The organism is Paenibacillus sp. PvR098 (genome assembly GCF_017833255.1).
Taxonomy (GTDB): domain Bacteria; phylum Bacillota; class Bacilli; order Paenibacillales; family NBRC-103111; genus Paenibacillus_G.
Genome location: NZ_JAFIBU010000001.1, coordinates 3,969,360 through 3,986,141 on the forward strand (window position 1 = coordinate 3,969,360; position 16,782 = coordinate 3,986,141).

The 16,782-nt window shown below is 52.3% G+C and carries 18 protein-coding genes and 1 pseudogene; 15 read left to right on the top strand and 4 right to left on the bottom strand.

The annotated features are described in order from the left end of the window. Positions 1-14: 14 nt before the first annotated feature. On the bottom strand, positions 15-740 hold the full coding sequence (locus JOE45_RS19555) for a methyltransferase domain-containing protein (RefSeq protein ID WP_210022749.1): 726 nt from the start codon (positions 738-740) through the stop codon (positions 15-17). Between the two features lie 176 nt (positions 741-916). On the opposite strand from JOE45_RS19555, the gene JOE45_RS19560 reads away from it, so the two are divergent. The 12 genes and pseudogenes from JOE45_RS19560 (at position 917) to JOE45_RS23910 (ending at position 10,919) form a co-directional block, all read left to right on the top strand. Continuing rightward, positions 917-2,044 (top strand): hypothetical protein, encoded by a 1,128-nt coding sequence (locus JOE45_RS19560; protein ID WP_210022748.1) that lies wholly within the window; start codon positions 917-919, stop codon positions 2,042-2,044. 305 nt (positions 2,045-2,349) lie between these two features. Further along, positions 2,350-3,258, top strand: coding sequence for an ectoine/hydroxyectoine ABC transporter substrate-binding protein EhuB (ehuB, locus tag JOE45_RS19565; protein ID WP_245247082.1), 909 nt, complete (start codon positions 2,350-2,352; stop codon positions 3,256-3,258). A gap of 1 nt (position 3,259) precedes the next feature. Then, positions 3,260-3,913 (top strand): ectoine/hydroxyectoine ABC transporter permease subunit EhuC, encoded by a 654-nt coding sequence (ehuC, locus tag JOE45_RS19570; RefSeq protein WP_210022747.1) that lies wholly within the window; start codon positions 3,260-3,262, stop codon positions 3,911-3,913. A gap of 2 nt (positions 3,914-3,915) precedes the next feature. Next, complete coding sequence (gene ehuD / locus JOE45_RS19575) at positions 3,916-4,578, top strand: ectoine/hydroxyectoine ABC transporter permease subunit EhuD (RefSeq protein ID WP_210022746.1); 663 nt, start codon at positions 3,916-3,918, stop codon at positions 4,576-4,578. Between the two features lie 30 nt (positions 4,579-4,608). Then, positions 4,609-5,394, top strand: a complete 786-nt coding sequence (gene ehuA, locus JOE45_RS19580) for an ectoine/hydroxyectoine ABC transporter ATP-binding protein EhuA (RefSeq protein ID WP_245247083.1) — start codon at positions 4,609-4,611, stop codon at positions 5,392-5,394. 14 nt (positions 5,395-5,408) lie between these two features. Further along, the gene (gene ectA, locus JOE45_RS19585; RefSeq protein ID WP_210022745.1) at positions 5,409-5,918 is read left to right on the top strand and encodes a diaminobutyrate acetyltransferase; all 510 of its coding nucleotides are present in this window, start codon (positions 5,409-5,411) and stop codon (positions 5,916-5,918) included. Between the two features lie 36 nt (positions 5,919-5,954). Continuing rightward, positions 5,955-7,274 (top strand): diaminobutyrate--2-oxoglutarate transaminase, encoded by a 1,320-nt coding sequence (gene ectB / locus JOE45_RS19590; protein WP_245247084.1) that lies wholly within the window; start codon positions 5,955-5,957, stop codon positions 7,272-7,274. A 6-nt stretch (positions 7,275-7,280) separates the two neighbouring features. Further along, positions 7,281-7,682, top strand: a complete 402-nt coding sequence (locus JOE45_RS19595) for an ectoine synthase (protein ID WP_210022744.1) — start codon at positions 7,281-7,283, stop codon at positions 7,680-7,682. Between the two features lie 74 nt (positions 7,683-7,756). Continuing rightward, entirely contained in the window at positions 7,757-8,656 is a 900-nt protein-coding gene (gene thpD / locus JOE45_RS19600) for an ectoine hydroxylase (protein WP_245247402.1), read from the top strand. Positions 8,657-8,750: 94 nt separating this feature from the next. Next, on the top strand, positions 8,751-9,203 hold the full coding sequence (locus JOE45_RS19605) for a hypothetical protein (RefSeq protein ID WP_210022743.1): 453 nt from the start codon (positions 8,751-8,753) through the stop codon (positions 9,201-9,203). 401 nt (positions 9,204-9,604) lie between these two features. Further along, positions 9,605-10,039: pseudogene (locus JOE45_RS23905) on the top strand (MFS transporter); the annotation flags it as partial. Positions 10,040-10,301: 262 nt separating this feature from the next. Continuing rightward, positions 10,302-10,919: an MFS transporter gene (locus JOE45_RS23910; RefSeq protein ID WP_245247464.1), complete on the top strand. Its 618-nt coding sequence runs from the start codon at positions 10,302-10,304 to the stop codon at positions 10,917-10,919. 48 nt (positions 10,920-10,967) lie between these two features. On the opposite strand, the gene JOE45_RS23655 is transcribed toward JOE45_RS23910, so the two are convergent. The 3 genes from JOE45_RS23655 to JOE45_RS19625 form a co-directional block, all read right to left on the bottom strand. Beyond that, entirely contained in the window at positions 10,968-11,906 is a 939-nt protein-coding gene (locus tag JOE45_RS23655; protein ID WP_245247085.1) for a hypothetical protein, read from the bottom strand. A 162-nt stretch (positions 11,907-12,068) separates the two neighbouring features. After that, a complete protein-coding gene (locus JOE45_RS19620) occupies positions 12,069-13,475 on the bottom strand; it encodes a hypothetical protein (protein WP_210022742.1) in 1,407 nt (468 codons plus the stop codon). Positions 13,476-13,688: 213 nt separating this feature from the next. Beyond that, the gene (locus JOE45_RS19625) at positions 13,689-14,489 is read right to left on the bottom strand and encodes a Cof-type HAD-IIB family hydrolase (protein ID WP_210022741.1); all 801 of its coding nucleotides are present in this window, start codon (positions 14,487-14,489) and stop codon (positions 13,689-13,691) included. Between the two features lie 189 nt (positions 14,490-14,678). Between JOE45_RS19625 and JOE45_RS19630 the strand changes: the two genes are divergently transcribed. From JOE45_RS19630 to JOE45_RS19640, 3 genes are read left to right on the top strand one after another with little or no spacing between them, the layout of a single operon-like run. Next, on the top strand, positions 14,679-15,143 hold the full coding sequence (locus JOE45_RS19630) for a MarR family winged helix-turn-helix transcriptional regulator (RefSeq protein WP_210022740.1): 465 nt from the start codon (positions 14,679-14,681) through the stop codon (positions 15,141-15,143). Between the two features lie 52 nt (positions 15,144-15,195). After that, a complete protein-coding gene (locus JOE45_RS19635) occupies positions 15,196-16,143 on the top strand; it encodes a ring-cleaving dioxygenase (protein ID WP_210022739.1) in 948 nt (315 codons plus the stop codon). After that, entirely contained in the window at positions 16,143-16,754 is a 612-nt protein-coding gene (locus JOE45_RS19640) for an alpha/beta hydrolase (protein WP_210022738.1), read from the top strand. The genes JOE45_RS19635 and JOE45_RS19640 overlap by 1 nt, the downstream gene beginning before the upstream one ends. The last annotated feature ends 28 nt before the right edge of the window (positions 16,755-16,782 follow it).

The following is a 16,782-nucleotide window of genomic DNA, read 5'->3' on the forward strand; positions in this document are numbered from 1 at the left end:
TAAATTTCAATCCCTTAGCATGATTTGCTTGCGATAAACAGCGCGTAGCTGATATAGTCCCGATTGTTCAAGATCAACTCATCATGCTCCAGAGAGGTGCGCCAAATGGAAGCGTCGAAGATGGCTTGCTGATCAATGATTTGATGAAGGTCCGGATGGATTGACTGGTCTTCGGTCAGATGCTCTTGGAATGCTGATCGGTCTTGCACCTCCGATTTTTTAAAACGAGCTTCAAGCAAATCCATCCATGCCTCTTCCGTAAGCAGTCCGCCGAAACTGAAAAATGTGGTCAGCTTCATGTAAATATCGGCTGGTATATTCCCGGATACGATGACTTCGCGGTCATAAAGCACGCCGCCGGGTTTCAGTACGCGATGGTATTCTTTTATCGCTGCGGGAATATCAGCAAAATTCGTTACGGATTCTGCAAGGACAATATCAAAGGTGTCATCGTCAAAGGGAAGAGCTGTGATGCTGCCCTCCGCAAACTCAAGCTGCAGTCCTTCGTTCGCGGCGCGGATCCTTGCCTTGGCCAGCATTTCGGGCCGAATGTCCAGCCCTGTGACGGAATGTCCCTGCTTAGCCAAGTGACAGGATGTTCTGCCGGTGCCGCAGCCGACTTCGAGCACCCGGCTTCCTGGAGGAAGCGGGTACCGGCGAAGCTGTTCCAATGTGGCTGTGAATCCGCCCGGGTGTGCGCTTCCAGCACCCAAGCGGGTTAACATATCCAAATACTGCACCCGTTCATCACCTACCCATCTAAGATATGGTTTTATTTTATGAAAAAAAGGGAAAAGGGATATGGATAGATGTCCCCCCTGCCTCCACTTTTTCATCGGTTGTACAGGAATATTAGGGATAAAAGCGGAAAATGCTAAAGCTTGTATTTTCTGATAAAAGGAACGGAGGAGCAGCTATGAACAACCTCATGCTTGTCTGTCTAGCGGTATGGATTAGTTTGGGAATATCCCCATCGAACTCCCCTGCTGCGGCCATTCGTCCGCCAGACTATTTGACTGTCATTGTGATGGCTACACCGCAATCGGAGATGAGGACGGAATTAACGGTGCAGTCAGGCCCGCTGATGAAACAGCTTCGCCGCTTGACGGCGAAGCTGCAGCATCACTCGGTGCTGACGGACACCTATATTAAACTGCATGGACCGGGAGGTGAAGCCCTGTACGCAGTCGACGATCAGGGTGACTGGTATGATGCGAACCGTAAGGAAACCGTGCAGCTGAAGCCCGCCGTAAAGGAGAAGCTGCTTGGGTATATCCGTGCAGCACGAGAGGCTCATTACGGAAAGCTGGTGCCCTGGGAGGAGGCCAAAAAAACCGTCTTCAGAAAGTCCGTCGCCCAAGTCGTGGATCTCGAAACGGGTCTTCGGTTTCAGGCGCAGCGCCGAGCAGGAAGCAGCCATGCGGATATGCAGCCGCTCACCAAAGCGGATACGGAGGTTATGAAGCAAATCTACAATGGGGAGTGGAGCTGGAGACGGAGAGCCGTGCTTGTGCAAATCGACGGCCATTCACTTGCCGCATCGATGCATGGCATGCCTCATGGCGGTGACGGCATACCGGACAACGCTTTCTCCGGACACTTCTGCATCCATTTCCTCGGCAGCTCCACGCATGGTTCGAGGAGTGTAGACCCTGACCATCAGTGGATGGTCTACAAGGCGGCGGGCCGTTTGGACGAGGCGTTCAGGCAAGCGACTCCTTATGAGGTCATCGACAGCTTTTTCATTGCGCTGAATCAGCAGGATTCCGAGCTGCTTAGAAGATCGTTCGCAGATCGGGAGAATCCCGCGCTGAACTATTTTCTGCAAACCATGAGCCAGATCAAGTCGATCAGGAAGACGAAACCTTTTACTGAAAAAGACACCAATGGGCAAAATGGGTTCGAGCTTCTGGTCGAAGTGACCGTGAACGCGTTAGGAAAGCGGCCGGAGAAGCAATCGTTCTCTTTTGTACTGAACAAAGCCTCCGCCGATGGTCCTTGGCAAATTGTATCCGTCACATGGACGGCGCAGAGGCTCAACTAAGTGAATTAAATATAGGTCTTTAGAATGATTTTTTTGTACTATTTGTTGTGTTTTGTCAGTTGACAAAAATGTTTGTTTATGGTAATTACGTAACATAGTGGGACTAAGAACGTAAACCGGGGAATGGGGTATGATACGGGAGGATCTACCGGGAAAAAGGAGCATAGGTCAGGTAATCTTCCCTTACCCCATGAGAACAGGGATAATCTGGAATATAGCAAGGATATCCGGCATGACCGACAACTGATATCATGTTAGCATTATTAATGATAGCGATCAAAATCATTGGAGGGATGTGGGACGACTTGAGGCAATGGTTGAAAATTCCGCTCATTCTTTTGTTGTTTGCGGCAGTGGCAGGATGCGGAACTGTAGATGATGCCGGAGCTCCGCAAGGAGACAGCCCGGCTGCCGCCGGAGGCAACAAAGAGGGTACATTAGCCAAAGCGCAAGAACAAGGTTATGTCACAGTAGGATTTGCGAATGAAAAACCGTATGCTTACCAAACGGCGGACGGGGAACTGACCGGTGAAGCGGTCGAAATTGCAAGGACGGTATTAAAAAATTTAGGAATTAATGAAATGCGCGGCGAATTAACCGAATTCGGTTCGTTGGTTGCAGGCTTGCAAGCCAAACGATTCGATCTGATTACCGCGGGAATGTTCATTAATCCTGACCGTTGTTCGGCTGTCGCTTTCGCCGATCCGGAGTACAGCATCGGGGAAGCGATTGCCGTCAAGAAAGGAAATCCTTTAGTACTACATAGTTACAAAGATATTGCCGAGAACAAGGATGCCAAGGTGGCGGTCATGGCCGGAGCGGTGGAACTCGGGTATTTGGAGGCATCCGGCGTACCGAAGGAGCGCATGCTGATCGTCCCTGATCAGGCATCCGCCATCAGCGCACTGCAAGCAGGCCGCGCGGAAGCGATTACAATGACAGGTCCTGCACTTCAGTCCATGCTGGATATGGCGAATGACAGCAATTTGGAACGAGTTGCCGATTTCGAACAGCCGACGGTGGATGGCAAAAGCGTCAGGGGTTACGGGGCTACCGCCTTCCGGTTGGATGATCAAGCGTTTAAGGACGCTTTCAATACGGAGCTGAAGAAGCTTAAGGATTCGGGCAAGCTGCTTACCATCTTGCAGAAATTCAGATTCACGGAGGATGAGCTTCCGGGAGACATGACGGCCGCGGAGCTGTGCGGCGGGTAACATGGACGTTACCGTAATGAGTATGCTGCCGCTGCTGCTGGAAGGGGCTAAGGTGACGGTCCTGGTGGCCGTGCTTTCCGGAATCGTAGCTTTTGCGGCAGCGGTGACGGCGGGGCTTTGCAAGCTTTCCAGATGGTGGGTCGTACGGACGGCAACGGCGGTTTACGTTGAAGTGTTTCGCGGAACTTCACTCTTGGTGCAGCTGTTCTGGCTTTACTTTGCACTGCCATTCCTTGGGGTGGAGCTTCCGAAGCTGCTGGCGGCTGTGCTCGCGGTCGGGCTCAATTACGGCGCATACGGATCGGAGATTGTCCGAAGCTCAATTCTTGCGGTCCCCAAAGGGCAGTGGGAGGCAGCGATCGCGCTGAATATGACACCTTATGAGCGGATGACGCGAATTATTTTTCCACAAGCTTTTCTTCGTATGCTGCCCCCGTTCGGCAATTTGATGATCGAACTGATCAAGTCAACTTCCCTGGTATACTTCATCACGCTGGCCGATCTGACTTACCAGGCGATGCTGCTTCGTAACAATTACTACCCGATGACGCCGTACATTTTTTCGCTGCTGCTTCTGTTCTATTTTGTCATGGCCTATACCGTGTCCTTATGCACCCGGTGGGTCGAACGAAAAGCGGCGGCGGGGAGGATGTAGCGATGTGGAATTGGGAATATAGTCTGCAAATCTTGCCGGAACTGCTGATCGCTTTAAGGATGACGATTACGGCAACAGTAGGGGGATTTGCCCTAGCCTGTGTAGGCGGTCTGCTTCTGGCTTTGGCTGCCAGATCGCGCCGGAAACCGCTCGCTTTGGCGGCAAAGGTTTTGACGGAGTTTGTGCGAAATACGCCATTACTGGTGCAAATATTTTTACTGTATTACAGCCTGCCTTTAATGACCAATATCTCGCTATCGGCTTTTACCGTTGGCATGATCGGCTTGGGCCTTCATTACAGCACTTATTTGTCCGAAGTGTACCGTTCTGGCATCGAGGCCATCCCCAAGGGGCAGTGGGAAGCGGCCACTGCGCTCAACTTCTCTAAAGCGAGAACGTGGTTCTCCATCGTACTGCCCCAGGCGATTCCGCCTATCGTGCCGGTGATGGGCAATTACTTGATCGTGATGTTTAAAGAAACGCCTATCCTTTCAGCGATTACGCTGGTGGAACTATTGCTTACGGCCAAAAATATCGCTTCGGTTTCGTACCGCGTGTTCGAGCCCTATACAATGGTTGGCATACTGTTTCTGCTGATCAGTTTTCCGGCTTCCCTGCTGGTTAGAAGGTTGGAAATCAAGCTGAATCGTCAAAGAGGGCTTTGACCTCAGGCGAGAGACAGGAGATGAAACCAGATGACGGGTTGTCCTATAGTAAGATATTTGAATATTCGAAAAAATTTCGGTGATATCGAGGTACTAAAGGGAATAGACCTGGATATCGCGCCTGGCGAGAAGGTAGCCATCATCGGCCCGAGCGGTTCGGGCAAAACAACGCTTGGCCGCCTGCTGATGACATTGGAGGAACCTACCTCCGGGTCGATTGAGATTGGCGGCGAACCGCTTTGGCATATGGAATCGGGCGGTAAGCAGGTTCGCGCGAATGAGAAGCATCTGCACCGGATGCGCAGCAGCATCGGGATGGTGTTTCAGCATTTTAACCTGTTTCCTCATATGACGGTGCTTCGCAATGTGACGGAGGCCCCGATGCGGGTGTTGAAGCTTAGCGCGGAGGAGGCGCGGGAGCGCGCGGTGTTCATGCTGCGGAAGGTGGGGCTGGAAGAGAAGCTGGAATCCTACCCCGCGCAGCTTTCAGGAGGACAAAAGCAGCGCGTGGCGATTGCACGGGCTCTGGTCATGCGACCGAAGGTCATGGTGTTCGATGAGGTGACCTCCGCGCTTGATCCCGAGCTGGTGGGCGAGGTGCTTGAGGTCATCAAAGAAATTGCGGAAGAGGGCGAAATGGCGATGATTCTTATTACCCATGAGATGGAGTTTGCCCGCGAGGTGGCCGACCGCGTCGTGTTCGCCGCCGACGGCGTTATCTTGGAGGAAGGAACGCCCAAAGAGCTTTTTGAGAATCCGCAAAGTGAACGGCTTCAAGCTTTTCTTAGACGATTCCGATCAACTGTAGGTGTATAAAAAGGAGGGATTGGATGCCGCAAACGGGCGCGAGCATCATTCGATACCGAAAGCCTGACAAAGAGGACGGAGGTAAAGTGTGGGAGCTGATTCGCTCCGCGGGGACGCTGGATCTCAATTCGGCTTACTGCTATATCATGCTTTGCGATTATTTCCGCGATACTTGCATCGTGGCGGAGCAGGACGGGAAGCTGGCGGGCTTCGTATCTGCATTTCGTCCCCCCGGCCATGAGGATACGCTGTTCGTCTGGCAAATTGCCGTAGCTTCAGAGCACCGCGGCAGGGGGATCGGTAAAGCGCTGCTTCAGGAGCTGCTGGCTGGCTGCGGAGACCATGCCATACGATTCGTGGAAGCGACCATAAGCCCCTCGAACCAAGCTTCCCGAAGTCTTTTCGGTAGTATAGCCAAACTGTATGGTAGCGTTTGCAAAATGGAGGAAGGTTACCCGGCCGAGATTTTTCCGGGAGGCGGCTCTCATGAAGAAGAATGCATATATCGCATTGGACCGCTTCAGATCAAATAGATATCGGTTTAACTATAACTAGGAGGATGATGAATAATGACGCAAACAATGACAGAAACGACGGAATTGACTTCTATGCACGTTTTTGAAGAATTGGAATCGGAGGTGCGGAGTTATTGCAGAAGCTTCCGTACGGTATTTTCGAAAGCGAGCAACGATAAGCTTTGGGATGTCAATGGACGGGAATATATCGATTTTTTCGCCGGTGCAGGCGCATTGAACTATGGGCATAACAATGAGCAGATTCGACAAAAGCTGGTTCAGTATTTGTTAGAGGACGGCATCACCCATAGCTTGGACATGGCTACTAAAGCAAAAGAGGATTTCCTTACCCGTTTCCGTGATGTGATTTTGAATCCGAGAGGCTTGCAATATAAAGTAATGTTCCCGGGACCAACGGGAACCAATTCGGTGGAAAGCGCAATGAAAATCGCCCGTAAGGTGACGGAACGTGAGACGGTGCTTTGCTTTACGAACGCGTTCCACGGGATGACGCTGGGGTCGCTCTCCGTTACGGGCAACAAGTTTAAGCGAAAAGGCGCCGGCGTGGCCTTGGGCCATTCCGTGTTCATGCCCTACGACGGTTATTTCGGTGCTGATACGGATACAGTTGCTTATATCGAGAAGCTGCTTGATGATCCAGGCAGCGGCGTTCCGCTTCCGGCAGCCGTCATCGTGGAGACGGTGCAGGGCGAGGGTGGATTGAATGTAGCCTCGCTCCCATGGTTGAAACGATTGGAAAAGCTGTGCGAAAAACGGGGAATTGTGTTTATCATCGATGACGTCCAGATGGGCTGCGGCCGGACGGGGACGTTCTTCAGCTTCGACGAAGCGGGGATTCGTCCGGATATCGTTTGTTTGTCCAAATCCATCGGCGGCTACGGACTCCCAATGGCCTTGACGCTAATCAAGCCTGAGCTGGATATATGGGCTCCGGGAGAGCATAATGGCACGTTCCGGGGGAACAATCTGGGCTTTATCGCCGCAACGGAGGCGCTGTCCTATTGGGAATCCGATGCGTTCTCGATTCAAGTGAAGCGCAAAGCTAAACGGATGCGTACGTTTCTGGAAGAACAGGTGGAGGCCTATCCACAGCTGCAAGGGGAAGTGCGAGGCAAGGGTTTCATCCAAGGGATTGCCTTTGCGAAAGCAGGAACAGCCGAATTGCTGTGCGAAGCTGCTTTCCAGCGCGGAGTCATCATGGAAACTTCCGGACCCGACAGCGAAGTGGCGAAGCTGATGCCTCCGCTGACGATTGAGGATGAGGTATTTGAACAAGGGCTGCAGCGGGTCGCTGAGAGTATGAAAGAGCTGGCGGCCGGGATTCGGAATTCGTCTCAAGGGAAGGGAGCGTAAAGAGATATGATCGTAAAACATCTGGAACAGGTTCTAAATACGCAGGACGATGTCGACACGCCGACTTGGACTTCCCGCAGATTGCTGCTTCAAAAGGACGGCATGGGGTTTTCAATGCACGACACCGTCATTAAGGCGGGTACGGAAACGTTGATCTGGTATAAGAACCATGTGGAAGCAGTTTATTGCATTGAAGGCGAGGGAGAAATTGAGGTGATCGGCGGACAAACGTACCCTATCCGGCCGGGAACGCTCTATGCGTTGGATGAGCATGAAAAGCACTACCTTCGAGGGAAGACGGATATGCGTATGGTTTGCGTATTTAACCCTCCATTAACGGGGCGCGAGGTTCATGACAAGGACGGCGTGTATCCGGTGTCTGCCGAGGTTGCCGAAACGAGAGGCTGAAGGTGAGCTCAAAATAATAAAAGGAGCTGATAAACGTGGCTTATAATGGGGCAAATGTTCGGACGGAAGATCAGATGGTAACGGTGAATACCCGTTCTACCGGAAGTATAGAGGATGCGTATCCCTCCAGAATCAAGTCGGCTGTGGAATTTATCAAACGCAAGGATCCTGTAATCTATTCCGATTGGACGAAGGACAGCCCGGTTGCCCGGGAGCAATCAAATTTCTACGAGAAGAATGGTTACTTGTTCCTCGAGAGCTTTTTCACGGATGCCGAGGTGAATGATTGGCGTGAAGAGCTCACAAGGCTGTGGGAGGCAGGCCGACATTCGGATGCGGAGGAAGTGATTCGTGAACCGGGGAGTAATGAAGTGCGCTCGGTGTTTGCGGTCCATCGCGACAACCCAGTGTTCAGCTCGCTATCCCAGCATTCCAGGCTCCTTGAAATCGTTCGGTATTTGCTGGGAAGCGACGTGTATATGCATCAGTCCCGCATCAATTTTAAGCCCGGCTTTAACGGTAAAGAATTTTATTGGCACTCCGACTTCGAAACATGGCACGTGGAAGACGGCATGCCCAGAATGCGGGCGCTTAGCTGCTCGATTGCGCTTGAAGACAACAGTTATTTTAACGGTCCGCTGATGGTAGTGCCCGGCTCCCACCGGACGTTCGTTACCTGCGTGGGCGAGACGCCGGATGACCATTACCGAAGCTCGCTTCGCCGTCAAGAATACGGAGTGCCCGATCAAGTAAGCTTGACCGAGCTTGTCCGCCAAGGCGGCATTGAGGCCCCGGTTGGCAAAGCGGGTTCGATCCTACTGTTCGACTGCAATCTTATGCATGGCTCTGGCAGCAACATTACACCGATGCCGCGCAGCAACGTATTCTTGGTGTATAACAGCACGGAGAACCGGATTGTCGAGCCGTTCTCCGGCCAAAAGCCTCGTCCGGATTATATCGCCGCCCGTTCATAGTATATCAGGGTCTGTAAATCGACCGATTCTATTGCCTGATGGCCCCCTGTAAGTTATAGTAAAAAGAAATCATCCACGCAGAGGGGGATGACCGTTGAATTGGGCTGAACGGTTGAAATTTGCTTTTGGACTGCTGGTGGCATTATTCGGGCTCATCATGCTCGGCGGGTCGGTCGCAAGTGAAGATATGGAGAGCGGACTGCTGTCGGAGCTGGTGCTGGTGCTTCTGTTTGCGGTGCTGCCCTTAACTCTCGGCGTTTGGTACGCGGTACGGGTCGTCCACAAGTCAAAAGCGCGGAGGCAAGACGAGTTGGAGAATGAAATTTTGCGACTCGCCGCCAGGCACTCGGGCCGATTGACCGCTTCTGAGGTAGCGATGAATACACGGCTGTCGGTGACCGAGGCGCAGAAACTTTTGGAGGGCTATGTGAAGAACAAGCTCGTTACCTTGAAGATTTCCGGCACCGGGACGTTGGTGTTTGAGTTTAGCGATTTGATCCCCGAGGAAGAGAAGCGGGAGGCCGCTCGTGTGGCCGATTTGTTGTAGCGATTTGAATGGTAATGGATAAAAAGCAATGATGGACAAAAGCAGCCTGCGGGCTGCTTTTTCTGTTATCTTCTATTGGCACAATATCGAACTAATATTCTTGGCCTTGTAAATTAAGGATATTTTTATGAAGTAAGTTCATATATGACGGATCCTGTCAGGGTAAGTCCGTATACTGGAATTTAGGAGGAGAACATGGTCTGCACCGGAAATTTCTTATTTAACAAAGTGTACCCGATAAGCGATGGGCATCGTTGTGCTAAGATGAGGTAACGGATGATGGAGAAGAACACAGATAGAAAGTGGAGAAATGAAAGGAGAAAAAAATGATAGAAGCAGCAACAGCTTCAAAACCGCCTGACGCCGCGTCTATGGAGCTGCGCAGAACGGCGCCTTGGATTATGTTCATTATCTTTTTTAGCGTGTTGAATGAAACGTTGTTTAACGTGTCCACGCCTAGCATCGCTGCACAATACGGCCTTACGCCGTCGGGAGTCAGCTGGATGTTGACGACATTTATCATCTTTTTTGGTATTGGTTCTGTCATTTATGGGAAGCTCTCGGACATTTACAGTTTGAAGAAGCTGATTGTAATTGGCATCCTGATTTATAATGTGGGGTCGGTGCTCGGTTTCGTCTTTCAATCTTCTTACGCACTTGTTATTTTTTCGAGAGCGATTCAAGGAGCGGGAGCATCGGCCATACCGGCGCTCATCATGGTGGTCGTAGTAAGATATTTTTCCATAGAGGATCGGGGAAAAGTATTCGGCATTTTGAATTCAACGATCGCTTTGGCCATAGGCGTAGGACCCGTGATCGGCGGTTTCGTGTCCGCTGCATACCATTGGTCGTTCTTGTTTCTGATCCCGCTGTGTACGCTGATCTCCATCCCGTTCTTCCGTAGGTCGCTTCCCGAGGAAGAGGTGCGTGAGGGGAAGGTGGATGTGCCCGGAGCGATCTTGATCGGACTTGGGGTGGGCGGCATGATTCTGTTTTTCTCTGAGCTCCGCTGGTACTGGCTGGCTGCCGGGGGGGGGGCTGCTCGCTTGGTTTGTTATTCACATCCGACGGGCCAAGCATCCGTTCATCGAGCCTTCTTTGCTGCGCAACCGACTGTTCCGCAGCGGATTGATTGTCGGTTTTATTATTTTCTGTACGGTTATGGGTATTATGTTTGCTGTCCCGCTTATGCTGAGCGGCGTCAAAGGACTGAGTACGGATATGATCGGCTGGGTGCTGTTTCCTAGTGCAATCAGTGCGGTCTTATTCGGACCGATTGGCGGAGGCTTGGCGGACAAAAAAGGAAATCCTTTTGTCGTAACGATCGGCGTTGCTCTGCTCATCAGCAGTCTGCTGCTCGTTTCCACCTTGATTTCGTTTCAACCTTGGCTGATTTCCATTTCCATGGTGCTCACTTACATTGGTTTTTCTTTCATTCAGACGGCGATTGCGAACAGTGTATCCCAGACGCTATCGCCACAGGAAACGGGTATCGGAATGGGGCTGTTTAATCTCGTCGGCTTCATTTCCGGAGCGGTCGGAACAGCCGTGGTTGGCCGGGCGCTGGATGAGAAGCTGTTCAGCTTTCCCTTGAACCCGCTTGTGACGGATTCCGGTGCTTGGATGTATAGCAACCTGCTGCTCTTGTTCTCGCTCATCATTATGGTCGGAGCCACTGTGTATTATCTGAGCTACGGCAGAGCGGCAAAAAGTTAATATGACAAAAGCAAGAGCCCTGTGCGTGGCGGCACAGGGCTCTTGGTCTTACCTGAAACAGAAAAATGATTCTACGCGGCGCAAATCAAGTCCGAAGTATACCCAGAATCCGTAAGGCCCGTAACCGTACCAACGGTAACCGGCCAGAGAGTTACGGTCCACACGTGTAAGATATATCCAATATTGTTCCCCGTTGGTCTGCCAGATGTAGACGAACCGGAACCGGCATCTGCGGATTCCGCCGGGGTCCACCGCATATAGTTGAACCGGTTTTTGCGGTATGAAGGAAGGAGGGGCGGATTGGGGAGCGCCGGTTTGGCCTGCTCCAGGGCCCGGCATCCCGCCTGGGAATCCGCCCGGCTGAGTACCCGGGAATCCGCCTGGGAACCCACCCGGCTGAGTACCGGGCATCCCGCCTGGGAATCCGCCCGGCTGAGTACCCGGCATCCCGCCTGGGAATCCGCCCGGCTGAGTACCCGGCATCCCGCCTGGGAACCCGCCCGGCTGAGTAACTGGCATCCCGCCTGGAAATCCGCCCGGCTGAGTACCCGGCATCCCGCCTGGGAATCCGCCCGGCTGAGTGCCCGGCATCCCGCCTGGGAATCCGCCCGGCTGAGTACCCGGCATCCCGCCTGGGAATCCGCCCGGCTGAGTACCCGGCATCCCGCCTGGAAATCCGCCCGGCTGAGTACCCGGCATCCCGCCTGGAAATCCGCCCGGCTGAGTACCCGGCATCCCGCCTGGAAATCCGCCCGGCTGAGTGCCCGGCATCCCGCCTGGAAATCCGCCCGGCTGAGTACCCGGGAATCCGCCCGGCTGAGTGCCCGGGAATCCGCCCGGCTGAGTGCCCGGGAATCCGCCCGGCTGAGTGCCCGGGAATCCGCCTAGGAACCCACCCGGCTGAGTACCCGGCATCCCGCCTGGGAATCCGCCTGGAAACCCGGGGATACCTCGGTACGGATCGTAATAAGGATCGAAATAAACCATTTGCACATCTCCTTTTATCTTAACTAGGCAGGCGTCGTTATGTACGAATGCCTATTGACAGTACCAATATATGTCATGGGTACTTAAAGGTGACTAAGAAATGGGAGATGCTCGGTTCTTTTCAACTGCACTCGTCCTTACTGGAGACTGCGTCTGGGAACTTCAGATGATAAACATAGCTACGATTGTCGTTACGATCAATCCTAACACAACTGGCTTCAGGTTCCGCCTTGCCAATTCAAAAGGATCCACGCCGCAAATCGCGGCAGCAGGAATGAGCGCCCAAGGAATGAGCGTGCCCCCGCCGACCCAGATCGCTGCGATCTGACCGAGCGCAGTCAGCGTGGCAATACCGCTGCCGATGGCGGTGGAGAACAGGTTGGCGATGGAGCCGGCCAAAGAGATCCCGGAGAAGCCGGAGCCGTCCAGCCCGGTGATAGCGCCTACCGTTGTCAGGGTAATGGCGCCGACCGCTTGGTTCAGCGGAACCGTGTTTGCTAATGCATAGCCGAGGTCGTTCACGATTCCATGGGAGCTTTCTGGGAGTACTTTACCAAAGATCTCTGTGAACGCTGAATCACCCAAGTAGAAGAAAGCTGCTATTGGGATGACGGGCCCGAATACCCGAAAGCCGAACAGGAAGCCCTCAATGAGATCAGCGGTCGCTCGCTCCAAGCCTTGCCCGCGGTGAGCGAGCAGCGAGATGAGCAGCATCGCAAGCAAGGCTGTGCCGCCAACCAGAGCGGTAGCGTCCCCCCCCTGCAGATCGAATGCGAACATCGCCGCGACGTCGGCAACGAACAGAAGCGGAATCAGAATAGCCAGTACCCTCCGGCTAACAGGAGTAAGCTTTGAAGCTAGCTCTTCCTTGGGAGTCGTGCTAACCGCTGCCGGCGCTTCTGCCAAGCTCCCGGGTGCAAGCTTACCGTTTCGCATGTCGCGCCGCAGCATCCAAAAAGCGGTGATCGTCGTCACAGCACCCATCACAATGACAAGGGGCACGCTAGCTTCTAGTACATCGGCTACGGGAATGCCCGCCGCATCGGCGGTCAGCTTCGGCGCTCCTTGAATAATGTAGTCACCCGACAAAGCGATACCGTGCCCGAACAGATTCATCGACATCGCTACGCCTAGCGCTGGAAGACCCACCCGCAGGGCTACGGGGAGCAGAACGGCCCCTACTAAGGCTACTGCTGGAGAAGGCCAAAAAAAACAAGAAATCACCATCATGAGGATACCGATGACCCAGTAGGCCAGCGAGGGCGTCCGGATCAACCTGGTAAACGGCGAAATCATCACTTCATTGATGCCTGTGTGAGTCAGTACTTTACTCATCGATACAATGATCGAGATGATCAGAATGGTGCCGAGCAGCTCTTGAATCGCATAAATAAAGCTGTTGAACACTCCGCTGACCGAAGCGTGCAGAGATTGCGTAGAGAGCAGACCAAGAACCAAAATACCCGTAATACACAAAATACTTGTGTCCCGTCGCATCACCATAAAACCGATGATCAACAAAATAAATGAGAGATACACCCAATGCAGCGAAATTAACGAGACGTCCACACTCATCCACCTCCATTAGACAAAAGCCTACTGCTTTTGTAATACAGCGTATGCAGAGCGGGGGAAAGGGTGAGAACATGCTCTAATGAGAAGATAGCTTGGGATGAGCGAGATCTTATACAACGACAAACAAACCCAGTCTCACTTTCACTGGAATATCTTTTCCAATTTAGTGGGGCCAGGTTCGTTATGGGCAAGCTAACTGATAATTTTTTAAACGGTTTGCAAAATAAATTTCTCTACGACATGCTTGATTCCGTCGTCATTGTTGCTCAGCGTGACGTAGTCGGCGATTTCCTTCAGCGCGTCAACGGCGTTCCCCATCGCGACACCGAGTCCGGCTGCCTCCAGCATCTCGCGATCGTTCCAGCTGTCGCCGATCGCGATGATTTGCGATAGCTCCAGTCCAAAATGCTCCGCCACATGAGATAAGGCGTGTCCCTTGGTCCCCTCCGCATGTACGATCTCCAGAAAATGAGGCTTTGACTTCGTAATATGCACTTTGCCGCCAAGAAGCTCGCGCAATTGCAGGGCCACACGGTCCAGCACCTCGGGGTCGTCGATGATCAGCAGTTTGGTGGACGGCATCGAGATGAGTTTTTCAAAATCGGGGTAAACGGAATACGGAATATTAGATAGTGCTGCGTACGCTTCTGCCTTCTCGTTGTTTTCCTTCACGTACAGCACATCGTCCACATAAGTTTGCAGATGGAGGCCATGACTACCGCAGAACTCGAAGATGGTTCTGGCAGCATCCACGGGCACGGTCCTTTTGTACAGGACCTGACCGTCGATCGCGTTCTTGACAAGCGAGCCCTGATACGTGATCAGCGGCACATTCAGCGCGAGCTGGCCGGCCAGCTGCTTGGCGGAAGCATACATGCGGCCGGTAGCCAGCGTAACGATAACGCCTTGAGACATAGCGGCGGCGAGCGCCTGCCTGGTTCCTTCCGTAATTTGTTTCTCATCGTTAATCAGCGTATCGTCTATGTCGATAGCAAGCATTTTGTACATCGTCTTACCCACTCCCGTTTTCTATAATAGCCCTCATTATATCGCAACCTAAGGTGGATGGAAACGGATGGTTTTGCTGCTGATCGCATGAACACCTTGTGTTGACAATAAACGAACGAAGGAGTATATTTATCTTAAATTAAAGAATATTAAATTTAAGATATATGTTTTGGGGATGAATAAAATAAAATGAATGATCTGAACGGGTTGCAAGCACTGGATAATCGGGAGCTATCATTAAAATTGCTGGTTGTGCTTTCTAAGGCATACAAAGTGGTGATGGACCGCGCGATGAGGGATATGAAAAAATACGGTCTTTCCGCGACGGAATTTACTGTGCTGGAACTGCTGTATCATAAGGGAAGAATCCCCCTTCAGCAGATCGGTGACAAAATTTTGGTGACCAGCGGAAGCATCACCTACAATATCGACAAGCTGGAAAAGAAAGGATACCTAAACCGCGTTCCGTGCTCCGAAGATCGCAGAGTGACGTACGCCGTCATCGCTGATAAGGGAACCGATTTGTTCCATACGATTTTTCCGGATCATGCGAACGTGATTGAGTCTATCATGCAGGGGCTCGCGCCCGAGGAAAAAAGGGATGCCATCGAGCTGTTAAAAAAACTGGGGCTGGAAGCCCAGAAAATCGAGTGAAGGTGTTTTGATCTATCTGGTGGACAGGTAAAAATATAGAGGAGTGGATCATATGCCGCAGCAAACTGCAGGAATTCATCATATTACAGCTTTTGTAACAGACGCACAGGAAAACGTTGATTTCTACGCCGGGGTGCTTGGCCTCAGGCTCGTCAAAAAGACGATTAACTTTGACGCGCCGGAGGTGTACCATCTGTATTTCGGCAATGAGACGGGAAGCCCGGGCACAGCGATCACTTTTTTCCCATGGGCTAATGCAAGACGGGGCCGTATTGGTGGAGGTCAGGTCGGAACGACCACCTTTGTCGTTCCGCCAGGCGCATTGGGCTTTTGGGAGGATCGCTTGCAGAAATTGAATATATCGTATTCACGGACGGAGAGGTTCTCCGAAGAATATCTTCAATTTAAGGATAGTGACAGCCTTCAACTTGAGCTTGTAGAGCGGGAAGAAGGTCCCCGGAGTCAATGGTCGTTCGGGGGTGTTACGCCGGACAAAGCGATTAAAGGCTTTGGAGGTGCCGTGCTCTTTAGTACTGCTCCTGACCAAACCATGAACCTGCTTGAGCATGTGATGGGGCTTGAAAAGGAAGGGGAAGAAGGGGGCTTTGTCCGGTTTCGGGCCGTAGGCGATCTGGGCAACGTGATTGATGTCAATGCTGTGGCTATGGGCTCAGGCCAAGGCGGTGCAGGTACCGTTCATCATATTGCATGGCGTGCGAAGGATGACCAGGATCATCAATTATGGAGAAATCATATTTTGCAGAGCGGGTTTCAACCGACCCCTATTGTGGACCGGCAATATTTCAATGCGATTTATTTCCGTGAAGAAGGGGGAATCCTTTTTGAAATCGCTACGGATCCCCCAGGATTCGCGCTGGATGAGGATGCTGACGCATTAGGAGAAAAGCTGATGCTTCCCGAATGGTTTGAACCGCAACGTGCCGCTATTGAACAGGGGCTGCCGCCTATTCAAATTCGTGTTTTGGGAGAGGATAAATAATGAAGCATATTTTTCAAAAGGGAACGGATCTTGCTGCACCAACACTAGTGCTCTTACACGGAACGGGCGGTACAGAAAGCGACCTGCTGCCGCTGGCTGAGATCATTGCGCCGGCTGCCTCCGTACTCAGCGTACGGGGCAATGTGCTTGAGAACGGCATGCCGCGATTTTTCAGACGACTCGCGGAGGGCGTATTTGACGAAGAGGATCTGCTGTTGAGGACGCAGGAGCTGGGCGATTTTCTGGACAAAGCCGCAGATGAATATGGATTGGATCGTCTAAATATGGTGGCCGTCGCATACTCTAATGGAGCGAATATTGCGGGAAGTCTCTTATTTCATCACAAAGATTCGTTAAAAGGAGCCATTCTTCACCATCCGATGGTGCCGCGCCGCGGCGTCGAGCTGCCGGATCTGTCCGGAACACCCGTCTTTATCGGTGCGGGAACAAACGATCCAATCTGCACTCCTCAGGAGACGGAAGATTTACAAGCGTTACTAGCAGGCGCAGGCGCATCCGTTACGCTGCACTGGGAACATCGGGGCCATCAGCTTACGAGCTCGGAAGTGCATGCTGCTGCGGCTTGGTACAACCAGCATTTTGCCAAGTAATACGAAAGTAACAATGAGCCGAAAGGGG

Coding starts and splice junctions, on each gene's coding strand:
- ehuA (WP_245247083.1), top strand. CDS start 4,609: ATGACGGGTTGTCCTATAGTAAGATATTTGAATATTCGAAAAAATTTC.
- ehuD (WP_210022746.1), top strand. CDS start 3,916: ATGTGGAATTGGGAATATAGTCTGCAAATCTTGCCGGAACTGCTGATC.
- ehuC (WP_210022747.1), top strand. CDS start 3,260: ATGGACGTTACCGTAATGAGTATGCTGCCGCTGCTGCTGGAAGGGGCT.
- thpD (WP_245247402.1), top strand. CDS start 7,757: ATGGTAACGGTGAATACCCGTTCTACCGGAAGTATAGAGGATGCGTAT.
- JOE45_RS19595 (WP_210022744.1), top strand. CDS start 7,281: ATGATCGTAAAACATCTGGAACAGGTTCTAAATACGCAGGACGATGTC.
- JOE45_RS19625 (WP_210022741.1), bottom strand. CDS start 14,489: ATGTACAAAATGCTTGCTATCGACATAGACGATACGCTGATTAACGAT.
- JOE45_RS19560 (WP_210022748.1), top strand. CDS start 917: ATGAACAACCTCATGCTTGTCTGTCTAGCGGTATGGATTAGTTTGGGA.
- JOE45_RS19630 (WP_210022740.1), top strand. CDS start 14,679: ATGAATGATCTGAACGGGTTGCAAGCACTGGATAATCGGGAGCTATCA.
- ectA (WP_210022745.1), top strand. CDS start 5,409: ATGCCGCAAACGGGCGCGAGCATCATTCGATACCGAAAGCCTGACAAA.
- JOE45_RS19635 (WP_210022739.1), top strand. CDS start 15,196: ATGCCGCAGCAAACTGCAGGAATTCATCATATTACAGCTTTTGTAACA.
- JOE45_RS19640 (WP_210022738.1), top strand. CDS start 16,143: ATGAAGCATATTTTTCAAAAGGGAACGGATCTTGCTGCACCAACACTA.
- JOE45_RS23655 (WP_245247085.1), bottom strand. CDS start 11,906: ATGGTTTATTTCGATCCTTATTACGATCCGTACCGAGGTATCCCCGGG.
- ectB (WP_245247084.1), top strand. CDS start 5,955: ATGACGCAAACAATGACAGAAACGACGGAATTGACTTCTATGCACGTT.